26 protein-coding genes, 3 pseudogenes and 1 other annotated feature are annotated in these 22710 nt (G+C 39.3%); all 29 genes and pseudogenes read right to left on the bottom strand.

Annotated features, from left to right (window positions below; all coding sequences use genetic code 11):
* Nucleotides 1–3 precede the first annotated feature (3 nt).
* Nucleotides 4–1290 carry a GTPase ObgE gene (gene obgE / locus AC1UFB_RS02710; protein WP_025908522.1) on the bottom strand — a complete coding sequence of 429 codons (1287 nt, stop codon included), beginning with the start codon at nt 1288–1290 and terminating at the stop codon, nt 4–6.
* A 56-nt stretch (nt 1291–1346) separates the two neighbouring features.
* A complete protein-coding gene (locus AC1UFB_RS02705; RefSeq protein ID WP_100346773.1) occupies nt 1347–1886 on the bottom strand; it encodes a Spo0B C-terminal domain-containing protein in 540 nt (179 codons plus the stop codon).
* Nucleotides 1887–2065: 179 nt separating this feature from the next.
* Complete coding sequence (rpmA, locus tag AC1UFB_RS02700) at nt 2066–2359, bottom strand: 50S ribosomal protein L27 (RefSeq protein WP_025908524.1); 294 nt, start codon at nt 2357–2359, stop codon at nt 2066–2068.
* Nucleotides 2360–2375: 16 nt separating this feature from the next.
* A complete protein-coding gene (locus AC1UFB_RS02695) occupies nt 2376–2708 on the bottom strand; it encodes a ribosomal-processing cysteine protease Prp (RefSeq protein ID WP_025908525.1) in 333 nt (110 codons plus the stop codon).
* 12 nt (nt 2709–2720) lie between these two features.
* Nucleotides 2721–3029, bottom strand: coding sequence for a 50S ribosomal protein L21 (gene rplU, locus AC1UFB_RS02690; protein ID WP_025908526.1), 309 nt, complete (start codon nt 3027–3029; stop codon nt 2721–2723).
* Between the two features lie 14 nt (nt 3030–3043).
* Nucleotides 3044–3116, bottom strand: a sequence feature (ribosomal protein L21 leader region).
* An 80-nt stretch (nt 3117–3196) separates the two neighbouring features.
* Entirely contained in the window at nt 3197–4654 is a 1458-nt protein-coding gene (locus tag AC1UFB_RS02685) for an Rne/Rng family ribonuclease (RefSeq protein WP_328100742.1), read from the bottom strand.
* Between the two features lie 88 nt (nt 4655–4742).
* On the bottom strand, nt 4743–5606 hold the full coding sequence (locus AC1UFB_RS02680; RefSeq protein ID WP_061785222.1) for a M50 family metallopeptidase: 864 nt from the start codon (nt 5604–5606) through the stop codon (nt 4743–4745).
* Complete coding sequence (locus tag AC1UFB_RS02675; protein ID WP_328100741.1) at nt 5599–6390, bottom strand: M23 family metallopeptidase; 792 nt, start codon at nt 6388–6390, stop codon at nt 5599–5601. Before AC1UFB_RS02675 ends, AC1UFB_RS02680 begins: the two co-directional genes overlap by 8 nt.
* 140 nt (nt 6391–6530) lie before the next feature.
* Entirely contained in the window at nt 6531–7331 is an 801-nt protein-coding gene (minD, locus tag AC1UFB_RS02670) for a septum site-determining protein MinD (RefSeq protein ID WP_025908530.1), read from the bottom strand.
* Between the two features lie 2 nt (nt 7332–7333).
* Nucleotides 7334–8017, bottom strand: a complete 684-nt coding sequence (gene minC, locus AC1UFB_RS02665; protein WP_025908531.1) for a septum site-determining protein MinC — start codon at nt 8015–8017, stop codon at nt 7334–7336.
* A gap of 118 nt (nt 8018–8135) precedes the next feature.
* Nucleotides 8136–8657, bottom strand: a complete 522-nt coding sequence (gene mreD, locus AC1UFB_RS02660; protein ID WP_025908532.1) for a rod shape-determining protein MreD — start codon at nt 8655–8657, stop codon at nt 8136–8138.
* On the bottom strand, nt 8657–9538 hold the full coding sequence (mreC, locus tag AC1UFB_RS02655; RefSeq protein WP_061785219.1) for a rod shape-determining protein MreC: 882 nt from the start codon (nt 9536–9538) through the stop codon (nt 8657–8659). Before mreC ends, mreD begins: the two co-directional genes overlap by 1 nt.
* 19 nt (nt 9539–9557) lie before the next feature.
* Entirely contained in the window at nt 9558–10583 is a 1026-nt protein-coding gene (locus tag AC1UFB_RS02650; protein WP_025908534.1) for a rod shape-determining protein, read from the bottom strand.
* Nucleotides 10584–10811: 228 nt separating this feature from the next.
* Nucleotides 10812–10964 (bottom strand): annotated as a pseudogene (locus AC1UFB_RS02645) (JAB domain-containing protein); the annotation flags it as partial.
* Between the two features lie 147 nt (nt 10965–11111).
* Nucleotides 11112–11669: an AAA family ATPase gene (locus AC1UFB_RS02640; RefSeq protein WP_482588454.1), complete on the bottom strand. Its 558-nt coding sequence runs from the start codon at nt 11667–11669 to the stop codon at nt 11112–11114.
* Nucleotides 11670–11753: 84 nt separating this feature from the next.
* Nucleotides 11754–12275, bottom strand: coding sequence for a GrpB family protein (locus tag AC1UFB_RS02635; RefSeq protein ID WP_284561162.1), 522 nt, complete (start codon nt 12273–12275; stop codon nt 11754–11756).
* 23 nt (nt 12276–12298) lie between these two features.
* Complete coding sequence (locus AC1UFB_RS02630) at nt 12299–13639, bottom strand: site-specific integrase (RefSeq protein ID WP_482588452.1); 1341 nt, start codon at nt 13637–13639, stop codon at nt 12299–12301.
* Nucleotides 13640–13646: 7 nt separating this feature from the next.
* Nucleotides 13647–13931 (bottom strand): helix-turn-helix domain-containing protein, encoded by a 285-nt coding sequence (locus AC1UFB_RS02625; RefSeq protein ID WP_446715446.1) that lies wholly within the window; start codon nt 13929–13931, stop codon nt 13647–13649.
* A gap of 31 nt (nt 13932–13962) precedes the next feature.
* A complete protein-coding gene (locus AC1UFB_RS02620) occupies nt 13963–15039 on the bottom strand; it encodes a tyrosine-type recombinase/integrase (protein ID WP_284561160.1) in 1077 nt (358 codons plus the stop codon).
* Nucleotides 15040–15120: 81 nt separating this feature from the next.
* Nucleotides 15121–15669: pseudogene (gene radC, locus AC1UFB_RS02615) on the bottom strand (RadC family protein); the annotation flags it as partial.
* Between the two features lie 16 nt (nt 15670–15685).
* Nucleotides 15686–16261, bottom strand: a complete 576-nt coding sequence (locus AC1UFB_RS02610) for a Maf family protein (protein ID WP_025908536.1) — start codon at nt 16259–16261, stop codon at nt 15686–15688.
* A gap of 109 nt (nt 16262–16370) precedes the next feature.
* Complete coding sequence (locus AC1UFB_RS02605; RefSeq protein WP_100346771.1) at nt 16371–17369, bottom strand: SPOR domain-containing protein; 999 nt, start codon at nt 17367–17369, stop codon at nt 16371–16373.
* A gap of 297 nt (nt 17370–17666) precedes the next feature.
* Entirely contained in the window at nt 17667–18371 is a 705-nt protein-coding gene (locus AC1UFB_RS02600; RefSeq protein ID WP_328100740.1) for a hypothetical protein, read from the bottom strand.
* Nucleotides 18371–18721, bottom strand: coding sequence for a hypothetical protein (locus tag AC1UFB_RS02595; protein ID WP_328100739.1), 351 nt, complete (start codon nt 18719–18721; stop codon nt 18371–18373). Before AC1UFB_RS02595 ends, AC1UFB_RS02600 begins: the two co-directional genes overlap by 1 nt.
* A gap of 72 nt (nt 18722–18793) precedes the next feature.
* Nucleotides 18794–18994, bottom strand: coding sequence for a hypothetical protein (locus tag AC1UFB_RS02590; protein WP_328100738.1), 201 nt, complete (start codon nt 18992–18994; stop codon nt 18794–18796).
* Nucleotides 18994–19986 carry a type IV pilus biogenesis protein PilM gene (pilM, locus tag AC1UFB_RS02585; RefSeq protein WP_025908541.1) on the bottom strand — a complete coding sequence of 331 codons (993 nt, stop codon included), beginning with the start codon at nt 19984–19986 and terminating at the stop codon, nt 18994–18996. Before pilM ends, AC1UFB_RS02590 begins: the two co-directional genes overlap by 1 nt.
* A gap of 13 nt (nt 19987–19999) precedes the next feature.
* Nucleotides 20000–20755, bottom strand: a complete 756-nt coding sequence (locus AC1UFB_RS02580; RefSeq protein WP_198511863.1) for a prepilin peptidase — start codon at nt 20753–20755, stop codon at nt 20000–20002.
* An 8-nt stretch (nt 20756–20763) separates the two neighbouring features.
* Nucleotides 20764–21219 (bottom strand): prepilin-type N-terminal cleavage/methylation domain-containing protein, encoded by a 456-nt coding sequence (locus AC1UFB_RS02575; RefSeq protein WP_061785212.1) that lies wholly within the window; start codon nt 21217–21219, stop codon nt 20764–20766.
* A gap of 335 nt (nt 21220–21554) precedes the next feature.
* Nucleotides 21555–22601 (bottom strand): annotated as a pseudogene (locus tag AC1UFB_RS02570) (type II secretion system F family protein); the annotation flags it as partial.
* Nucleotides 22602–22710 lie beyond the last annotated feature (109 nt).

Below are 22710 nucleotides of genomic sequence, written 5' to 3'. Positions count from 1 at the left end.
TGATTAGTCGATAAATTCGAACTCATATTCAAATAGCTTTACAATATCTCCATCTTTTGCGCCTCTTTCACGAAGCGCTTCGTCTATGCCCATACCACGAAGCTGACGAGCAAAGCGACGAACAGATTCGTCTCTTGAGAAATCTGTCATCTTGAACAGCTTTTCGACTTTTTCGCCATCTAATACAAATGAACCGTCGCTATCGCGTGTAATTTGGAATTCAACTTCCTTCTTCTCATGCTTGTAAAGTACGCGGTGAGTCGATAAATCTTCCTCTTCATGCATTGGGAATTCAGGCGTTGTGTCTACAAGATCAGCTACCGTAAACAACAATTCGCGTATTCCGTCACGCGTTGCAGCAGAGATAGGGAATACTTTTACTTCATCTCCAATTTTTTCTTTAAAACGAGCTAAGTTTTCTGCCGCTTCTGGAATATCCATTTTATTTGCTACTACCACTTGTGGACGCTCTGTTAAGCGTAAATTATATTGGCGTAGCTCTTCATTGATTGTTAGATAGTCTTCGTAAGGATCGCGACCTTCTAATCCAGACATGTCTACTACATGAACAATAACTCGCGTACGTTCAATGTGGCGTAAAAACTGATGTCCTAAACCAACGCCTTCGTGTGCACCTTCAATTAAACCTGGTAAATCCGCCATAACAAAACTACGGTTGTCTCCCGTTTCAACGACTCCTAGATTTGGTGCAAGCGTTGTAAAATGATACTCGGCAATCTTTGGCTTCGCAGCAGACGTAACCGATAGTAAAGTTGATTTTCCTACGCTTGGGAATCCAACTAATCCAACATCCGCCAGTACTTTTAGCTCAAGGATAACATCGCGCTCTTGTCCTGGCTCTCCGTTTTCAGAAAGCTCTGGAGCCGGGTTAGCTGGCGTTGCAAAACGCGTATTTCCTCGACCTCCGCGTCCACCTTTTGCAATAACCGCACGCTGACCGTGTTCTACTAAATCTGCAATTGTTTCTTTTGTCTCTGCATCAACCACAACTGTTCCTGGTGGAACTTTAACAACCATTGCTTCTGCATTGCGCCCGTGCTGGCCTTTTGACATGCCGTGCTCACCACGATCTGCTTTAAAGTGTCGCTTATAGCGAAAATCCATCAGCGTACGTAACCCTTCTTCTACTTCAAAGATAACGTCTGCTCCGTGACCACCGTCACCACCAGCTGGACCTCCTTTTGGCACATACTTTTCACGACGGAAGGCAACCATACCATTTCCTCCGTCGCCACCTTTCACATATACCTTGACCTGATCTACAAACATGTACTTTCACTCCGTTCTAGTTCATTCTTCTGTACGCTTGTACAAAAGAGATCTACTCATGTATTTAACTTAATTTGAATATTAAACTCAGTTGGAAGAATTTCTTGTTCAACGCATGTAAGCATTTGACCATATTCATAACTACCGAGCTGTTCTTGTAAATTTTGCATATCCGTTAGTATTCCACTAAAATCAAAAAAGAAACGAGGTTCCTGCTCTTCGGTGCATAATGAAATACTCAAATAATTATCAGCATGATAATCAATATGAGATTCTAGCAAACCCGTTAAATAACGGCACCATTTGTATACTTCATTATCATACTTTGATAAATCCTGAGCGTTTCCGAGCACTTCAAGTTCTAACCGAACCGCGTGGTTATACCAGTGGTAAGTCATAACAAAACCTGTGAACAAATGCATATTCATGCTTGTTAATTTTGATTCGTGCTGTGACTCGTTCACGATTGTATTGATGATGTCGTTTGCTCGCTCTACCCGATTCAGTGCTAAATTGCCTTTGATTAGCTGTATCTTATTTAGCCAATCATGCCTAGCATATTTTAATACTTCGACAACATCCCACTCTTTTTTCATTTTCGCACTCCTAACTAACTTTTGACTCGAGCATAAGTAACTTCTAGGCGATAAAAAACATCTCGCATCATTGTTATTTAATATGTTCGATTATAACAAATTCCAGTGGAGAATAGGTGAATTATTCTACAAAAAGAAAACTCTAACCTCCATTGAGGTTAGAGTTTTCTTTTCACAGCTTATGCTTCTTGAGCTACTGGATATACAGATACTTTTTTACGGTCACGACCGAAACGTTCGAATTTAACGATACCGTCGATTTGAGCGTATAGAGTATCATCTCCACCACGACCTACGTTTGCACCTGGGTAAATTTTAGTACCGCGTTGACGGTATAAAATTGAACCACCAGTTACGAATTGGCCATCAGCACGTTTAGCACCAAGACGTTTCGAGATTGAATCACGACCGTTTTTAGTACTACCTACTCCTTTTTTAGAAGCGAAGAATTGAAGGTCTAATCTTACTAACATGACATCCACCTCCTGTTTAATTGTCGTTAATTTTTATATATTTACTGTAGTCTAATTCGATTGTTTTCAAAGACACGACCATTCCTTCTAGCAAAAGATGAATTTGCTCCAATGCTGATAAATCAACATTTCCTGGAATCTCACAGCGAAGATATCCACCATCTCCACCCTGCTTGATAACTGGCGTTACGCCGGTTATTGAATGAATAGCGTTTAAAGTGCCAAATGAAACTGCCGATGCTCCCGCACAAACAAGATCTTTTCCATGCTCGGAAAATTCAGCATGTCCACTCATCGTGAACCCGTCGATTTGCTTGTTTGCGTTACGAGAAATTGTCACCTTAATCATCAGATGCTAATCTTACGCGTTGATAGCGTCGATAACAACTTTTGTGTAAGGTTGACGGTGACCTTGCTTACGACGATAGTTTTTCTTTGCTTTGTATTTGAATACAGTGATTTTCTTAGCACGACCTTGTTTTTCAACTTTAGCCGTAACTGTTGCACCTTCAACAAATGGAGCACCAACTTTAACGTTGTCGCCACCTACAAATAATACTTTATCAAAAGTAACTGTTTCGCCTTGTTCACCAGCAAGTTTTTCGATGTAGATTGCTTGACCAGCTTCTACTTTAATTTGTTTACCACCAGTTTCGATAATTGCGTACATTCTCTGCACCTCCTCTAAAAACTAAGACTCGCCATCACAGGTGCCTATACTAGACTTAAAACCTGTTCTGAGCGGTTGTAGCACGGGTGCTACAAACCAACATATTAAATCTTACTACAGTATGAAGGTAAGTGTCAATTACATTTGCAACTTTATTCATAAAAAGATTACTTTCTTAATCTGTCCCGAATGACAGATTCTTTCCCAACGTATTTAACATGGTACATATGAGAAGCTGAAAGCGTTGGCGTACAGTAAAGCTTCAGTCCAATCATTTCTTCTATCGCATGAAAGAAACCATCGTTCTTTAAGTATTTTTCTACATCTTCGCGCGTTTCAACCCAAATGGCTTCTTCTGTTGAAAATCGATATTCCCATAGCTTACGCTCAATTTGAAACGCAATGGCTTCTGCATCCATTACTCGTCCTGTTCCATTGCAAACCTGACAAGCCGTCGTTAAGGTAGAACCGATGCTATCACGTACCTTTTTGCGCGTTAGCTGCAAAATACCGAGTTCAGTAAACCCAACTACGGTAGTACGAACTTCATCCTCTTTTACAATGTCTTGAACATACTTTAGCACTTCATCACGATCTTGTCGGCTGCTCATGTTAATGAAATCAATCAATACCATCCCGCCAATGTGGCGAAGCTTTAGCTGCTTAGCCATCTCAAAAGCAGCTTCTTTATTAACGCGTAAAATGTTTTCTCTCAATGAGCTTTTCCCGCTAAACTTTCCTGTATTTACGTCCACTACCGTCATTGCTTCTGTTTCATCAATGACAATATAGCCACCGCTCTTCAGCCAAACAATGCGTTTCAAAAGTTTTTCCAATTGGCTTTCAATCTCATAGTGCTCAAATACGCTTTCAGTGCCTTTATAATAGTAAAAAGGTAATGTTGGATACGCCTTAAGAAGCTGTTGGTATTCAGTAAAATCATCCACTACGAATTCTTGTATTAATTTTTTACTCGCATTTTGTACAAATGCATTCAAAAACTCTTGGCCTTTTTTTAAGAGCTTCGGTGCCTTTTGATTCTTGTTCGCTACGATTTCATGTTGATACTGAACTCGCAGCTCTTTGACTCTCTTTATTACCTGTTCCTCTGTCAGCGATTGAACAGCTGTCCGAAAGACAAGGCCTTCTTTCTCTTCAACCAGCTGTTGACCAAGCTGCTTCCACTTAACTCGCTCTTTCTCCTCCATCTTTTTCGAAGTTGCCACATAGTTTCCGTCTGGTAAATAAACAAGTTCTTCCGTTGCAAATTCAATCACACCGGTTAAGCGCGGTCCCTTTGTTCCAATTCCTTCTTTAATCACCTGAACAACAATGGCTTCTCCTTCTCTAATAAAAGCTGACATTGGCTTACTGTCTCTTTGAGTGTCCGAATCATTTCGATATGAAACGAGCTCTTGCTGATGAATAAATCCATTTTGTGATAGACCAATATCAACAAAAGCGGCCTGCATACCTGGTACAACCCTCACAACTCGACCTATATAAATATCACCAACAATTTGGTGCTTATTCTGCTCTTCTAAATAAATCTCTTCTAGCTCTCCATCATTTATAACGGCAATGCGCTTCGATTTTGTTGCAGCATTAATAATACATTTTCTCACGTTTAAATCTCCACTTCTTTAATGTTCAATAAAAAAAGTCCGGCTACGCGTTCAGCCGAACCTTACCTTCTTTATATGTTACTTGATTTTAATAGATAGATACAAGTTCATCAAGCGAGCTGTCCACTCTTTTCTCCACAAAATAAGCATGAAGCAGCTCGTTTTCATCAATTCTCAACGCTTCACCGTTTGCTTGAAACACAACCATATGCTTACAGCCTCTTTTAAACTTTTTTAATACATCATAAATCTGCTCATTTGCAGAAGCAGTTACTGGCTGTAAAGTAGAAATTGCATTTTCTTTCCCATGATATCGTTCTAGTAAAAAGCGCATGTAGACAAAATGACGGTTTCGCCATTCTTGATAATGACAAAGAATCAAAAAGGCTAGCACCATCCATAAATGAAGGTGCATTGCATAAAAAATGGCCGTATAGAGGCATAACGCTATTAAAAATCCACTTGATAGTTTTAGCATTCGTTCATGTGCTGTTAAAAACGGCGCATATCTACTGCACCATAAAAACAAAATCTTTCCTCCATCTAGAGGCCAAATAGGTAACAAATTAAAAAAGAAGATAAGCGCATTTTGATAGAGAAATTGTTCATACGTTTCCGCTTGAATCCAACCAAGCTCAGCAAATAAATAAGCACCGCCAACGAGCCAAATATGCTGAATAGGTCCGCTAATCGTAACGATTAGCTCTTCACGAAATGGACGGTTTCCATGTTCATCCACTTCCGCTACTCCACCAAACGGCAGCAGCATAATTCGCTTGATTCGCCATGAAAAATGGTGAGCAGCAAGCGCGTGACCCAACTCATGAATAAGGATAATCACAAACAAAATCATCAGCGGCTTAATCGCCGCTGTAAAAATCCCAATAATAAAAACCCCCCACAACAGAGGGTGAATATGAATTTTCATCAGCAGTGATAAGTAGCTATTCAAATTGAATCACCTGACTAGGGTCCACAAACTTTTCACCTTTTTTAATTGCAAAATAAAAGAGGCCTGTTTCTCCGTCATCTGAACTCGCTACTACGCCAAGTTGTTTTCCTTTATTAACAAAGTCATAAACGTTTACATCAACCGTCTTTAGTTGCCCATACCATGTTTCAGAGCCATCAGCATGTTGGATAATTACTGTGTTTCCAATTCCATCTCGTTTTCCAACATAGCGAACAATTCCTTCGCTCATCGCTTCGACAACAGAATCTGCTCCCGTTTGAATTGTTACACCCTGCTTATCTTCTTCAAAGGTCTCCATTACTTTTCCAGATGCAGACATAACATAATCTCCGCTGACGCTTTGTTCATCGCTTTTAGGTTCAGCCTTTTGTGGTAAAAGCGTGAGCGGTTTGCCAAATTGATCTTCGTACCAAGATGAAACAGCCGCAAACTGAAATTCTTGATCCATCGTTGTAGAGATGTACACCCTTGCTTTTTCAAACGTTGGGGAAGGACTTTTAAATAAAATAGCGACGATAAGTACTAAGCAAGCTGACGCTAAGACTTTAAAAAAGAAGCGCTCTTTTCGAAAAAAGGGATAGCGCTCACCGCTACTTTTAGTAGGTGTATATTCAATAGGTGAATAATCAGGAAGTCCATACTTTTCTTCTTCACTCATCAATGACGTATGAAGCGGTTCATGCGGGATTTTCTTAGCAGTAGAAAGCTGCCTTTTTTTACGCTCAGCAATTCGCTTTCGAATTTCATCAGCACGTCGATTCATGATTCATCATTCTCCTTGTCCTTAAACTTATATAATTTAATGTATGACTTGTCCGGCATCGTTATGACAGGATAAAAATGATGAATAGTGAAACAAAAAAAGCTTCCATTGTGGAAGCTTTTCAAACAAACGCTTTGTTTTTATGCACGTACACCAAAGAATCGTTTGATGCGTGCGAACATCCCTTTATTTTCATCATCAAGCGATTGTAAAGGAACGGTTTCACCAAGAATTCGTCGCGCAATATTACGATAAGCAATGGAAGCCTTACTAGATGGGTCCATAACGATGGGCTCACCGCTATTAGATGCTTTAATGACATTTTCATCATCGGCTACAATTCCGATGAGGTCAACTGCAAGCAGCTGAGCAATTTCATCCACATCAAGCATATCTCCGTTTTTCATCATATGGCTTCGAATTCGGTTAATGACAAGCTTTGGCGATTCAATATCTTCTTGCTCGAGCAACCCAATAATGCGATCAGCATCACGAACAGCTGACACTTCCGGAGTTGTCACAACAAGCGCTTTATCTGCGCCAGCTACTGCATTTTTATATCCCTGCTCAATACCAGCTGGGCAATCAATAATGACATAGTCATACTCTTGCTTTAATTCAAGAATCAGCTCGCGCATTTGCTCTGGCTGAACAGCTGTCTTATCGCTCGTTTGAGCAGCAGGAAGCAGATACAAACATTCAAATCGTTTGTCTTTAATTAAGGCTTTTTGAGGTTGGCAGCGCCCTTCTACCACGTCTACAAGATCATATATAATTCGATTTTCCAGTCCCATCACAACATCTAAGTTGCGCAGACCGATATCAGTGTCTACTAAACAAACGCGCTTTCCAGCTAACGCTAGCGCAGTACCTAAGTTGGCAGATGTCGTTGTTTTTCCAACTCCACCTTTACCAGACGTAACAACAATAGCCTCTCCCACTGTCAAATTCTCCTTTCTAACCTTGTCAAGTTAGGTCGTAGACTCGCTAAACCTTGAACGCGGTCTATAACTATTTGATTCGCGTCATCTAAATACGCACACTCCATGACACTTTGCTCTTTTTCACTATCCTCTTCTTCAGGTCGTGTGATAACATCAGCAATTCGAAGCTGAGACGGTTGCATAATTGAAGCTGCAATAACCGCTGTTTTATTACCACGATACCCTGCATGAGCAATTCCTTTTAAAGCACCTAATATAAAAAGATTTCCCCCTGCTACAATGGTTCCTCCAGGATTGACGTCGCCGATTAACAATAAGTCTCCTTCGACGTGAAGTACTTGTCCTGAGCGAACAACTTTTGCAACAGAAACTAATTCTTCTTCTTCTTTTACCCGTAATGCATCCTGTTTTAAAATGACGTTACTATCGATTTTTTTGACTACTAAGTGTCGATTCTTCTCGATGAGCGCCTTTAACTCGTTTTCCTGGTCTTCAGTCATAAAACGATTTCCAACTTTTACATATACGGTGACATGCTGCTCGTCATCTCCATGTTTATTCGTCAAAAGCTTCGTCTGTAGTTCAGCTAATAGCTCCTCGAACGAACATGCGTCATTGAGATGGAGCGTTAGTCCATCTTTCGTTCCTTTAATAGTTATATTTTGTTGCTTTTGTTTATTCAAGACGCTCACCTCAACGAATATATAATTTCGACAGAGACTTACCAATTCCTTTTTTTCACTCGCAGAATCACAACATTTCTACGAATTTGGAACTAGAAAATTGACTTTTTTTGAAGTATTATCGTTCCTTTGCATAAAACAGTGAAAAATATTGAAAACACTTTTGTAGAGGTAGCGCAAAAATCACCGTAAAAATTGCATTTAAAATCAGAGTTGCATAAAATCGTTCGGCTAAGAAACGCCCCATTAGCATATCCGATACCCCGATAATTGTATTAATGCCATATACATAAAACTCAATAATGGCAACTGCGATCAAACAAATTAAAAGCACCACTAACAAATTGTTTTGCCAAATCTTTATAAGCTGTGACACGATATAGCAAACGGCTGGTAAGCCAAGTGCATAAATACCCAGTACGTCCGTAAAGGCAATATCATATAAAAATCCAAAAACAATCCCAAAAATCATCGCCTGCTTGCGATTAATATAGATGGTCATAAATACGAGCGCAATTAAAACAAAGCGCGGCGATAAAAGCCAGTCTCGAAAAGCTGGCTGCATCGCAACAAAGTTCACAAAAATGCTTTCTAACATAAAAATAACTAGAATTATGAAAGGTAAGAGGAAGCGTTTCATCACTCTTCCTCCTCTGCTTCTAAGCTGTCTTCAGACATCACTGTACTTCTTTTAGCGACCATAACATGATCAAGATCGTATAAGTCCGTTGATGGCTTAATGTATGCTTTTTGTGTTAAACCGTACTCATCAGGCTCAATCTTCGTAATTTCTCCAATAACAAGTCCGCTTGGAAATACACCATCTTCGCCTCCAAGGCCAGAGGTAACAACTTTTTGTTTTTCTTTAATTTCAGCATCAAATGGAATTCGTCTTAATAAAAGAGCTTGTTCTTCTTCGTCGTATCCTTCAATTAAACCGTACACAGGTTTTTCCGCTTGAATCTTAGCCGATACGCGGTTGGTGCGATCGGATGAGCTAATTAATTGAACCGTTGAAGTAAACTGAGAAGCATGTTTCACCTTCCCAATTAGTCCACCTGGCGTAATCACGGCCATGTTTTCTTCAACATTGTGAACTTTTCCTTTATCAATGGCAATAACGTCATGCCAACGGTCTGGGTTTCGAGCGATAACCGTTGCTTCAATTGGATCGTAAGCTTTGAGGTCGCTTTCTTTATCCATTTGTTCACGCAGCTTATCATTTTCTGTTTCTAGCTCACTTACTTTCGCTTCTAATTGCATACGCTCATCAAGACGTGCTTTTAGCACTTCATTTTCTTCATATGTACGCTTTAGGTCACCTACATTTTCAAAGAAACCCGCTACATACTGTGCGGGTTGGTGAAATGTAGCCTGAACAAGACCGACCGTGTCTTTCACAAACTGTTCAGGCCACGTTACATCTTTACGACCATTTAACGAAAAACCAATCAATGCCACTAATACAATAATACTAACTAACAAAATAACTAGACGCTTATTTAAAAAAAACTGTGGCACGATTTACACCTCTTACTGTTTAGCGATACGAATCGCTTGTACGATTTTTGAATAAATCAATATTATCTAATGCTTTTCCTGTTCCAATTGCTACGCAGTCTAACGGATCTTCTGCAATGACAACAGGCATATTTGTTTCTTCACTAATTACACGATCTAAATTACGCAGTAAAGCGCCACCGCCTGTTAATACAATTCCGCGATCCATAATATCTGCCGCTAGTTCTGGTGGTGTTTTTTCAAGCGTACCTTTTACTGAATCAACAATTGCTGAAACCGTATCTTTCAGCGCATCAGCAATCTCTTCTGCTGAAATCTCAATTGTTTTTGGTAATCCAGTTAATAAGTCACGTCCACGAATTTCCATGTTGTCGATTCCTTCAGGGATACCTGCTGAACCAATTTCCACTTTTAACGCTTCTGACGTACGTTCACCAATCATAAGATTGTAATTTTTGCGAATATATTGGATGATTGCTTCATCCATTTCGTCTCCGGCAATACGGATTGACTGACATGTTACAATACCACCTAGTGAGATAATGGCTACTTCTGTGGTACCGCCACCGATATCAACAACCATGCTTCCTGTTGGTTCCCAAACAGGTAAATTCGCACCGATTGCTGCTGCGAATGGCTCTTCAATTGTATAAGCATCACGAGCGCCTGCTTGACGAGTTGCGTCAATGACTGCGCGCTTCTCAACAGCCGTAATTCCCGATGGTACGCATACCATTACATAAGGCTTGCCAGCAAACAAACTTTTTGTCTTTTGCGCTTGTTTGATGTAATATTTCATCATTGTTGCTGTTGTTTCATAATCTGCAATTACTCCATCTTTCATAGGACGAAGTGCTACAACATTTCCAGGTGTACGACCAATCATATTTTTTGCATCATTACCAACCGCTACGATTTGCTTTGTATCTGTTTGTAATGCTACAACTGACGGTTCACGTACAACGATTCCTTTTCCTTTAACATAAACAAGTGTATTTGCAGTACCTAAATCTATTCCAAGGTCTCTAGTACCGATTCCAAACATGTGTCTCTTCCTTTCTCTTACCGAAATGCAAAGGCTAAACCCTCTCAGTCGATTTCACCATTTCATTATTAACATTTTTTATTTTCTATACTTCTTTTATAGATGTCAACGCCAAATATTGTATGATATATTTTCATACTTTGTCTATTAATAACCGATGATTGTAAAGAACTTGTCATTTAAAATCATGACTACTATTATAACTCAAGGAAATTAAAAAGCATAGCATTACATATATCCTTTTTCTTTTAAGCTAATATATTTTCGATCCCCGATAATTAAATGGTCTAAAAGTTCAATACCAATGATTAATCCACACTCTTGTAAGCGTTTAGTCACATCGATATCTTCTCGACTAGGTGTAGGGTCTCCGGAAGGATGGAAAAGGACATGTTTGATTAAGAAAGGTTCGGCGATACCTAAAAGACGCCTGTATCAGTTATTGATCTGTTAAAGAATAATAAATTCATTTAAATTGATGGGCTTTTCGGCAATCACGCCTTATAATTGAAGATCATTCACGTGATTTTATAATTCAAACCTTTTTGACACTATTTCAGCTACTTCTGCAGCACTCAAATTTGTATTATTAATTTTTATGTAGTTCTCATTTTTAATTTCATCTTTATGGGAGTTCAATCTGTATTTTTCCATTGATTCCCTTAGTTCATTCTCCGACCAATCAACGTTTCTTTTGGTAGGTTTATGCTCAAGTCGATGCGGACTTTTATTTCGTTCCAGCCTCTCGTCCATATCGGCTTCTAATTCCACAAAATAAATAGTGGCACCCTCGGATTCAAAGATTTCACATGTCTGGTCTACGAAGTCCCAATCCTCTTGTTGATCAAAAGCCCACACATATGTAAAGATCAAACCTTCCAGTTCACTCTTAGCCACTGCCTTGAATATTTCTTTTCTAAATAAAGTTGACAACCTCCACATTTCCGAACTAAAGCTGAATAAGGGCTCAAGTAATTCAATGGTCATATGGTTATGAAATAGTTTCAATCCAGTTACTTTAGCTAACTCTTGCCCTACTGTCATTTTACCAACTGCTTGCGGACCAAATATAAGTACAAATTTCATAGACTTCCTCCATTAATGATTTTTTATTATACTACTAGTAATTACAAGTACCGTTTTTAGCTTCTTGTTAGTGAAATAATCTAATTATCCTCTTGAACTCCGATACCACTCTAATGCTTTTCGTTCAATCTCCAATGCCAGCTTTTCCTTCCCTTTGATATACGATTCAATGTTGTAGGGAAAACGTTGAGATAATGCATCTTTTAAGTCCCCATACTTTTTTGCATCATATGGATGTACCCGCAAGTAATCCCGAAATGCAATATGACGCTCAATTTCAGGATTGCCCAACTCATAAATGTGGACATGGTGAGTTCGATTATCTCCTCCTTTTTGGAAGTATCTACGTCTAGTTATCCCGTTTTCTCCCTTTGGTTCATAACCAATGGCGACCATTGCTGTGTTAAACTCATCGATCCGATTAATGTCTCTAACAATAGGCATTATGTCGATGATAGGCTTTGCCATTAGGCCGTTTACAGACGTACTGCCGATATGATGGATTTCAATGATTTCGGAACCAAAAATTTCAAGCAATTTATTAGCTTCTTCTTCAAACATCGAAAGCCACTGCTCGTTATACGGCTTCACTTCAACTCTTCTCATTCAGAACCATCCTTTTGAATTGTTTATTTATTTAAATATTCCCTTTCAGATTGAATTTGTTCTTCAATAAGATAGTCCTCTAACTTCCCATATCTTGAAGCTTGTGTTAAAGATAAACCGAATCCTTCTACAAGTAGTTGAGGTCCAAAATGACTAGCTATCGTATTAAAACAAGTAATTCTTAAAGATTTGGGTGTAAAACCACAAAAAGCCTTTACCTTTCTTGCTATGAAGTGGGCTTTGATTGGACGATCCTGATATACTTCTGATGAGCTCGAACTTACAATTAAATAAGGCTTATTCTTTACGTTTTTTATGTTTGATCTTTGTTTAAGGTACTCAATTATTAATACCAGTTCATCATTAGATAAATAAACAGGAGATCTCTCATTAAGGTAAATTACCTTCAAATCAACGTTTATGTCACTTATTTTTATGTTGCTAATATGTGATGAAGATAACCCATGATAAAAACATAGGGTTGTCAATAAACACTCTAATGGTTGTTCATAAAGGCGACTTTTTATTACTTTAGCCACTCTTACTTGCTCATCGAAGGATAAGGGCTCGATAGTTGGAGGAAGCTCCCTTGATTTTATGTCCAAGATTGGTATATGGGTTATTATTCTTTTTCTTTTGGCTAACTTGAAAAGAACTAATAAATCTTTCCTCACAATCTCACGGTGCTTAGGTGTTAAACTTAAAAGAAAATCATGAACATCTTCTTGTTGAACAGTATCCCAAGATTCTATATGTTTACAGTTCATTTGAAACCATCGGACTAGTCTTACGAATATTTCCATGTCAGTCTTTACTGTTAAGAGGGATAATGGATTCCTCGCATTAAACTTTATTTGCCTATTCCTAAGCTCCATTCTTTCATTGAAATATATCTCCAATAGACGTATAAATCCTTTTGGGACTTGCTTTAAAAGCTCTCTAATGCTAGTAATAATACCCTCATCTGCGTTAAAGCTTAAATAGCCTTCCTTAATTAAAAAATTAAATAGACTTGATTTAATTCCCTTTGGATTAGAGATTTTTTCTAATGTAGATACCAACCAACCTTCATTAATATCAGAAGGCCTTAAAAGCTCATTTTCAGCTGCTTGTAAAACCTGTAACACCTTACTTGTGTTCTTACGAATTGTTTCCACACCAATACCTAGTTCTTTTAAATACAAAACATATTTTTTAAATAGTGTTGCACTCCATGTTTTTTTGAAATTTTCTTTAAGAAAACCTTCGGTTTGAACCCTCTCTACACGAGCTTTACTTAAACAATTATGACAGACGGTTGCTTTTTTATTAATTTCTGATTTATTTAGTTTTCTTTCACAAAATAAGCAATTAAAATTGTTCATCATTCTCCTATATTGGTGGAAGTTTATCTTTAGAAATAGATTCATTAACCGCCTTTGCCAACTTATTATTCGTTGGTCTTTCAAGTTTTTTCGCAGGTGTAGGAGTGTGTTTCCATAAATCATTTGGAGTACATTCTAGTGCAGTACAAAGCGCATCCATTGTTTGGGTTTTTACTTGCTTAGGCTCACTAGTTAATAAAGCGCTTATAGAGGGAGGAGATAGTTTATAACCTGCCTTATCCTCCAAAAGCCTACCCAATTCAGCCCCAGACCATATTCCATTATCGGCCATGACTTTTCTTAATCTCCATTCAATTGCCAATTCATTCACCCTTTTTGTTAAAGTTTAATAATTGATTTCGCCACTTTTCTTGAGCCATCCTCACTCTTTTCTCCAGATGGTCTGAACCAGGATTAGAGTAATTGAATGTCGTTGCGACATCTGCGTGACCTAACAGTTCCTTTAGCGTTAATAAGTCAACACCAAGTTCTGTCTGACGAGTTGCGAATGAGTGACGTAATTGATGAGGACTAAAAATCTCTTCTTTAGTAAAACCCATCTTTTCTTGCCTTCTCGCTAAACTCTTTCGTGCTGTGTGTTTATTTAGCCTTACTCCACCTTCTGATAAGAATAAAGGTCCTACAGTTTCATTAGTGAAAAGAGGCCTAATTTTTTCTAAGTACCATTTCAGGAGTAAATCTACATCATCCAACATCGGTACCCATCGTCGCTTAAATCCTGACCCCTTAGATCCCTTTCCAAAACGGACATGAATTTTACCTTTTTCCCCTAAGTCAAACCTACAATCTTTTACGTCCATCATAATTATTTCGTGAGTTCTTAAACCTGTTAATTCTAACATCCTAAAAAGGGTATAGTCTCTCGCTACAGTGGAATATTTTCTAGCTGTTTTCATTTCTTCCTTCAACCCATTCCAAAACCTATCAAGTAATTCTGGTTTTGGAGGTATTACCTGACCATTATGATCATCTTTTCTATGATAGTAACGGTTAAATTTATCTAATAAGTTAGGAACTTGTACTCTATATCTCTCCCAAATTTCATGCCCATGCCTTGTCTTTAAATACTCTAAAAATGTAGAGATAGTGGATTGGTATTTCCTCCTAGTTGAATATGCCAGTCCTCTTCCAACCAATCCTAGATAAAACTGATCCGCATCCGACATTGTAACTTCCCATATGAACTTATTTGACACATCTAAGAATTCATTTAAACACTTTGTTCCAAGAGCTATAGTATGTTCTGTATATCCTAGAACACGTTGTTGCTGTTCCCATAGCCCAATTAACTTTGCTTGGTATTCTCTCGATTCTTCATATGAAGGATAGTGTAATTCTTGTTTATTGCTGATCACTGATAAAAAAGGTTGTTTCCCCATTTGATAACCTCGCATTTTAGGTATTACCTAATTTTTTTAGTTATTACCTAATATATCAGAGGTTTAATATAAAAGAAACATATCCTTTCTCCGGTGATTGTGTACACAAATAATAGAGGCTGCCGAGCGACGGAAAGCTTCTTTAAAGACTTCACGGGGGTGTACAATCGATGAATTGAGGCTACCAATAAAAATGGTTTGTTTATGAAGAACCTGATTTTTCGTATTTAAGTAAAGACAGACAAAATGCTCTTGAAGTAATGTACGCATTTCTTCCATTACGTAATTTGCTCCATCTTCTGGGCTTCGAATAGCATACTTTACTCCTGGTTTCACCTGAGCCATTCGCTTTCCGAGTTCAATCGCAGCAATAAGGTGAACTGCTTTTGCTTGTCCAATCCCCTTCATTCTTACCATTTCATCCAGCGTTGCATTTTGCAATAGCTCCAATCCATCAAAATAGCGAAGGATTCGGTTGGCAAGTTGAAGAACGGATTCTTCTTTCGTTCCTGTTCGAAGCAGGATAGAGATAAGCTCGTGATTTGATAAACTGGAAGCACCTTTTAGCATGAGGCGCTCCCTTGGTCTTTCTTCATATGGAAAATCTTTCATTATCAATGACTCATTCATCAAATGGTTTCCCTCCTCAAATGGAGTAGACAAAACCACGCTTTCTCAGTTCTCTTATTGTGCGAGACAATGGCAGACCAACAACAGAGAAGTAATCACCTTGAATGCTTTTGACAAACATAGCTCCTAGGCCTTGTATACCGTACGAGCCCGCCTTGTCCATTGGCTCACCCGTTCGAACGTACTGCGTAATTTCATCTACTGTTAACGGCCAAAATTCAACATCTGTTTTTTCATAAAATGTCTGAACTTGCTCACCTTCCACAAGAGCCACTCCTGTGAGCACTTGATGTTTTTTTCCTGAAAGCATCTCTAAAGTTTTAACTGCTTCTGCTTCGCTAGCTGGCTTTCCTAAAATACTGTCTTTGTACACAACAACCGTATCGGATCCTAGCACAATATGATTCGGATACAGTGTTGCAACATCAGACGCTTTTTGCAACGCTAAGTCCATCACCACTTCAGACGGTGAATAGTTGTGATTAACTTTTTCATCAACGTTGCTTACATGTACGGAAAAAGGAATGTGAAGCTGCTGTAGCAGTTCTTTACGACGAGGAGAGCCAGAGGCTAATATTAATTCTTTGTTCATTAATCTCAACCTTTACACTTCGAATATTTGAAAAAAAGAACACATCTCAATTTTAACAAGATTAACTATTTTTTACAATAAACAAATCAGGTAGCAAGCGCCACCTGATTTACTTTTTAATAATTTGCTGATACTGAACAAGGGACGTTAGCATATACTTTGTCGCTTGATCACCATCGCTTTTTTTACTAGACTGATTAAATGACTCAAGAGAGGAAACCGATTGTTCTAGCGTTTTAATTAGCTTTCCTATCTCTTTATTATCCGTTTGCTCTTGGATTTTATCCAGTTCTTTCTTAACTTCACTCACGCTTGACGCTTTGTTTCCTTCCACTACTTTTCCCACTTGATCCATCACATTGGCCATAAATGGTTGAAGCGTGGACATCACTTTTTCGTCACTTTCTGCCAGCTGAGCAGCACCTTTCATCTCATATGATTTTACATAGGCGTCTTCACCACTTTTTTTATAGGCATCGCTCAGTTCTTTAGCCTTTGCTTCACTCGTACTAGCACCTACGACAATGGTATAGGCATTGCTTTGACCAAACACAACGCTTTCTCCGCTTAGACTTTCTTTTGCTTTTGCTGCCGCTTCTTTTGAAGAGAAAACACCTGCTTGTACAATATAGATTGAGAAAGCATCAACCGTGGCCGTTGCCCCAGGCTTTGCGTCTTCTTTCAGTTCTTTTTCAGTCGCTTTTGTTTGCTCCGAATGATCGGTCACTGCGGAGTTAACCGCAACTGCGGATGGGCTCTGACTGACTGGAGACGGCTGCTTATCATTTGTAATCGTATTTAAACCAAACATTCCAAACCCGACGCCAACGGTAACCGCTAGTCCTACAATCACAATAAATTTCCTCACTGCTGAAAACGATGATTTCTTGATGGATATTTTCCCCACTTGCTCTTTCAGTTTTTTCGGCTGTTTTTTCTTTTCGTTGCGCACTTCTTCAATTGAAACGACTTTGCGCTCAGACACCTCGACTTTTTCCGGAAGAACCCACACTACCTCTTCTTCCTTTTCCTTAGGCGTATCCGTATCTTTTATGTTCTTTTCTCTACCATTAATTTTGACCGTAACTTTTGGATTTTGCTTGTCCACCTTTTCACCACCTTTTGCTACCTAACACATACACTTTTTACCATGCTATCATAGACGACAAAAAAAATAACAAGACATTTGTCGTCTTGTTATAAAAGGTTTCGCTATTTTATTACACGATTTTTAATTTTGTCGACCGCAAGCTCCGATGACAAAATCCCTACTCCGTCCTCTTGGCAAAGTACTTTTGTATCACTCTTTAGGCAAACATAGTAATTTAAGCGATTATCTTCAAAGCGAATCTCTACAAATGAACCGTCAGCATCAGTCCTCGTTCATCTTTATGTATCAACTTCATTAATGATTACCTAACGTTTGAAATGGATCAGCTTTGTTTCCCGCTTCTGGTATGTCGATTGCTGGGATTTTATCACGTAAATTCTCTAACGAAGGGTAATAAAATGTTGATAGCATTAGCTCATATCGCAGCACGGGGTCTTCTACATTAGAAATGGTCTTTGCATCCTGTGGTCCATCAAATGTAATCGCTTCGACTTGAGTGATGCGCTTTGAAGACTCCATCGTCTGTAAAAATGTCAAGAGGTCATCATATCGCTTCGATTCTACCGTGACGGTGACTTTGGTCTGCTGTAAGCCTGCCGGAGTGACAGCCCCTTCAGCAGGCTGCGCTTCATCCTCAGCGCTTTGTTCGCCTGCAGGTGAAGAAATCCCTTCTCCATCAGCAAAATTCATCTCATCAATGACGCTATCGGACACCACTTCAGCTTTTTGCAGTTCGAGCATAAACTGTTCGGTAAACGGCTGTACGGGTACTTGTTTTTGTAGCTCCACGCTGCTTTTTAAAAAGGCTTTCGGCTTATTTGCCCCGCTTTCATTCAACGATTTTAAAATTCTCTGTTCCGCTTCAAGCTCCTCTTCAAGCGTCTGAACATTTGTTTTTAACGGTGATAAAAACTGAAAATATAAAATCACAAGGAGGGATGCCATAACAACAAAAGTTGAGGCACCGATAATCCACTGTTTGTTGGATAGTCCCATCATCATTGGTCCTCCTTTTCTTTTTCTTTCTTAACAAGGTTGCCTACTGCTTTTCGATCAATCTGAACACTATACGTTGCAACATAGCGCGGAATAATGCTTTCTTCACTTTGAATCGTTTTATCTTCGTTCTCTTTTTCACTTTTTTCAGCTTCCACCGTTAACACCTGCGCATCTTTTACAATCGATACATCATTTTTTAATCGGCTTAAATAATAGGAGCTCTGGCGCTGTTCGTCGAATTGAATTTGAATTTCTACCGTCTCGTTTTCTGCACTGTACGCAAATCGTTTAAGAAAGCCTCGGTCAGGGAGCGCAGCCGTAAACTCTTTGATAATTGGAACAGTTTTCATCAGGTAGCTCTGCGCCCATTCAATCGCTGAAACAAGCTCTTCAACTTCCTTGCCGTCGTTGCTTTTTTGAAGCTACGCTTTTTTGACAGCTTGGTCTACCTGTACTTCTTGAATCGCTATCGTTGCTGACTGCTCTTTTTCTACTAAACTAAAATACTCCCAAATGATAAAGCTCCCCACCAACAGCACTAGCGCAGCAATGGTAACTAGCCCCCAAACAAACGGCTTATTTCCACGTTCTTTTTGGGGCAAGAGATTAATTTCAACAAGCATCATCTCACCTCTTTCAGTGCCAAGCCAAGCGGCAAATGAAAGCTGGGCTTCACGTCGTCTATCAACTCTTGACGACTCATTCCATGGTTAATCACTTCAAATGGAATGCTAACAGCTTCTTGCATTTGCTCCATTAACTCATGAATATAGGGATGGTCACCGGTCACAAAAACTTTGGAGATGAGTTGTTCACCTTTATTAATAGAAAATTGATAAAAGCTAACGATTCGCTCTAGCTCTTGAATAGCTTCATAGAATGCTTGTATTTGCTCATGTTTGTCACCATAAAACTGCAGAGAAGTTTTGTCTCCTTCTTGCTCCACCGTCCAGCCGTTACAGTACTCTCCAACTGACATATGGCGCATAAAGACGGGACGATGGTTCGCAAATAAGCTGGCATTCATGCTAAACGAATCCACTTGCAAAACCATATAGTGCGCCTGAGAGCGAACGAGGTCAGCCTGGAAGAAAAGTCGGTATGTACTAAGCGAAGACAAGTCCGCAACGACCGGCTTTAACTTCGCTTTTTTCATCAGTTCCATATAGCTAACAACCGTATCTTCTCGCGCAGCAAAAAGCGTGATTTCCGTTTGCTTTTCTGTTTTTTGATGAATAACGTAGTCAAAAATAGCTTCTTCAAACGGCAAATGAATCGTAGCGCCAAGTTCCATAAACAAATACGTTCGAATCTCCTCTTCCTTCACGTGCTCTGGAAGCTGCTGCTGCCGGATAACCACCTGGTTATCCGGAACAATAAAGCGCACTTTCATCTTTTTAATTTTCCAATCTCTCACGCATTCATCTAAAATAAACAGCAGCGACTCTTCATCCACAATTTTCCCCTGCTGAATTAAGCCATGAGGTAAATGACGCTCATGCTGTTTCGAAATAACAACCGGACTTGCTTGTTTCACTTCAATATATCGAATGACATGGTCTTTAATAATCAAATTGCCTATTTTACTTTTCATTGACGGAAGTCGTAAGGCCATGGTTGTTCACCTGCTAAATTAAAAATGTAAAGTACCAGTTTATCAGAAAATCACCATAAAAATATGCAACAAGCGTTCCTCCTGCAATCGATGGGCCAAATGGCATTGGTTTTCCGCGTTGGACTTTCCCTACTATCATACCAAATATTCCAACAATTGCACCGATTACCGCGGCTAAAAAGAAGGACAAGAGCACGAGCTTAAATCCGAGCACAAGCCCAAGCACTCCGTATAGCTTAATATCGCCTCCGCCCATGCCACCTTTGCTAACGAGAGCAATTAAAAGGAGCAGTCCAAAGCCAGCTGCAGCACCTAGAAACATATCCCACCAAGGGTCGAGCGGAACAAACAGTCTAAGAACGACTACAACCGGCAAGAAAAACAGCAGCACTTTATCCGGAATGAGCATATACGCCAAATCGGATACCACCACAATCATCAGAAGCGATACAAGAGTCCACGCAACAAGCGTTTCCCACTGAAAGCCATATAAACGAAATGACAGGACGAATAGTATGCCTGTCAAAAGTTCCACCATCGGATATTTAATTGAAATCGACGTCCCGCAGCTGCGGCACTTCCCTTTTTGAATCAAATACGACAGCACCGGCACCAGCTCGCGAGCTGTTAAAACGCGCTGACAGCTCGGGCAGCTAGACCGTGGCCTCACAATTGACTCCCTGGCCGGAATGCGTAAGCCGACTACGTTGTAGAAGGAGCCTAGGATGAGACCTAGGGTTAGAATATAAAGCTCAAATAAAATATACATTATAATAGTTATTGTTTGGAATCCGCAGTTGAATTTGTTCCAGAATCACCTATTACTCTTGTATCTTTCTTATTATCTGCTTTAATTTGTTTTGTAGTTGCATTGGTAAATGTAAGTGTCACACTCCCAGCTTTACCAGTCCCATTAAACTTATAATCAGAACCGTCATAGATAACATTTGTAACGGTAAAATCTTCATTTTCCACATCTAAATAAGGCTCTAATTGTGTACTTGTTATAGTAGTAGTACTTCCCCCAGTAGACGTTGTATTAGAAGACATATATACTTTAGCTGAGTTAATAGCTTGCAATGCATCAGCCTTCACCGCATCCTCACGAGACTTCTGAATAATCCCACCAATACTTGGAATTGCAATCGCTGCGATGATACCCAGGATAACGATTACGGCTAGTAGCTCGATAAGCGTTAATCCTTTTTCATTTTTCAAGAACTTTTTCATCATGTGTTTCTCTCCTTTTCCTTTGTACATTTTGCATAAATCCACCGTTTGACTTGAAAATGGAACCGATGAGCATTAAGCTTTTGTGCTTGTACTACATTCTGTTCTCTATTCTGTTGAATATGTAAAAAATCAGCAGAATCAGGACCATAAACCCTCATACTTTATAACTAGTAAAAAAGTAAAGAAAATACCAAGCTGCAAACGTTATGGTAAATGAAGATTTCATTTGTTCCTATCATGCTGATTTCTTATCCCGATTGAAATCACACAATGGATTTATAGGTCATTTTATTCATTTTTTATTATACAATAATTTACAAAATATGAAAATAGTTTTAGTATGAATCAACATGATTAAATAAATCAAACATCGGCACCATAATCGCTAGTACAATTGTCCCTACAAGTGCAGCTAGTAAGACGATCATTAACGGTTCGATGAGAGACTTTAACCGATCCGTTGTCGTTTCAACTTCCGCTTCGTAGAAATCTGCCACTTTGCTTAACATCGTATCGAGTGCACCCGTTTCTTCACCAACTAAAATCATGCGCGTCACAAGCGGTGGAAATACCCAGTGTTTTTCCATCGGTTCGGTAAGGGAAGCTCCTTTTTCAAGAGATGTTCGCGCTTTTTTTAATACTTGAGATACAACTTCGTTCCCAATAACGCCTTCAACGGTGTGAATGGCTTGTAAAATTGGCACGGAGCTTGAAAACAGCGAGCTTAGCGTTCGCGTAAACCGAGCGATAGCCGCTTTTTGCAGCATCGGTCCAAATACGGGAAGCTTTAACATGGCATAGTCTAAATAATACTTTGTTTGTGGGCGCTTATATAAAAGTGAAAGTCCTACTGCAATGATGCTAGATAAACCAACAATTACCCACCAAAATTTTTGCATAAATTCACTTGAAGCCAATACAAACTTCGTAATGGCTGGAAGCTTAGCTCCGAAATCTTTGAACATATCTACAAACATTGGCACAACGGATACAAGCAAGAAAATGACGACGGCAATGGCCACGACGCCCACCGCTGCTGGATAAGCCAGTGCTGAGATAATCTTTTGTCGCGTGCGGTGCTGCTTTTCAAAATAATCGGCTAGGCGTTCAAGCGTTTCATCGAGATTACCGGCTACTTCACCTGCTTTAACCATGTTAATAAACATGCTTGGAAACGCATGAGGAAATTTCGCACAAGCCGAGGATAGCGCATTTCCTTCCCGAATTTCTTCTTCAATTTGTACAAGCGCTCGCTGTAGTAGTTTACTTTCGGTTTGAGCAGATAAGATACGCATCGACTCTACAACCGTCACTCCCGCCTTTAAAAGCGTTGAAAACTGGCGTAGATAAATGACAAAATCATAGAGCTTCACCTTATTGCCTAGGTGGAAGCTTACTCATCGATACAAACGATGACATTTCGTTAGATCATCCATTGTTTGTGGGTAACAATTTAACCTTGAAACCTTTAAACAGCACTTTTGAATTAAC

This window comes from Priestia sp. KCTC 13724, from assembly GCF_056820425.1.
Note: the sequence above shows the minus strand (reverse complement) of the source record. Positions and strands in the feature narration are given on the sequence as shown.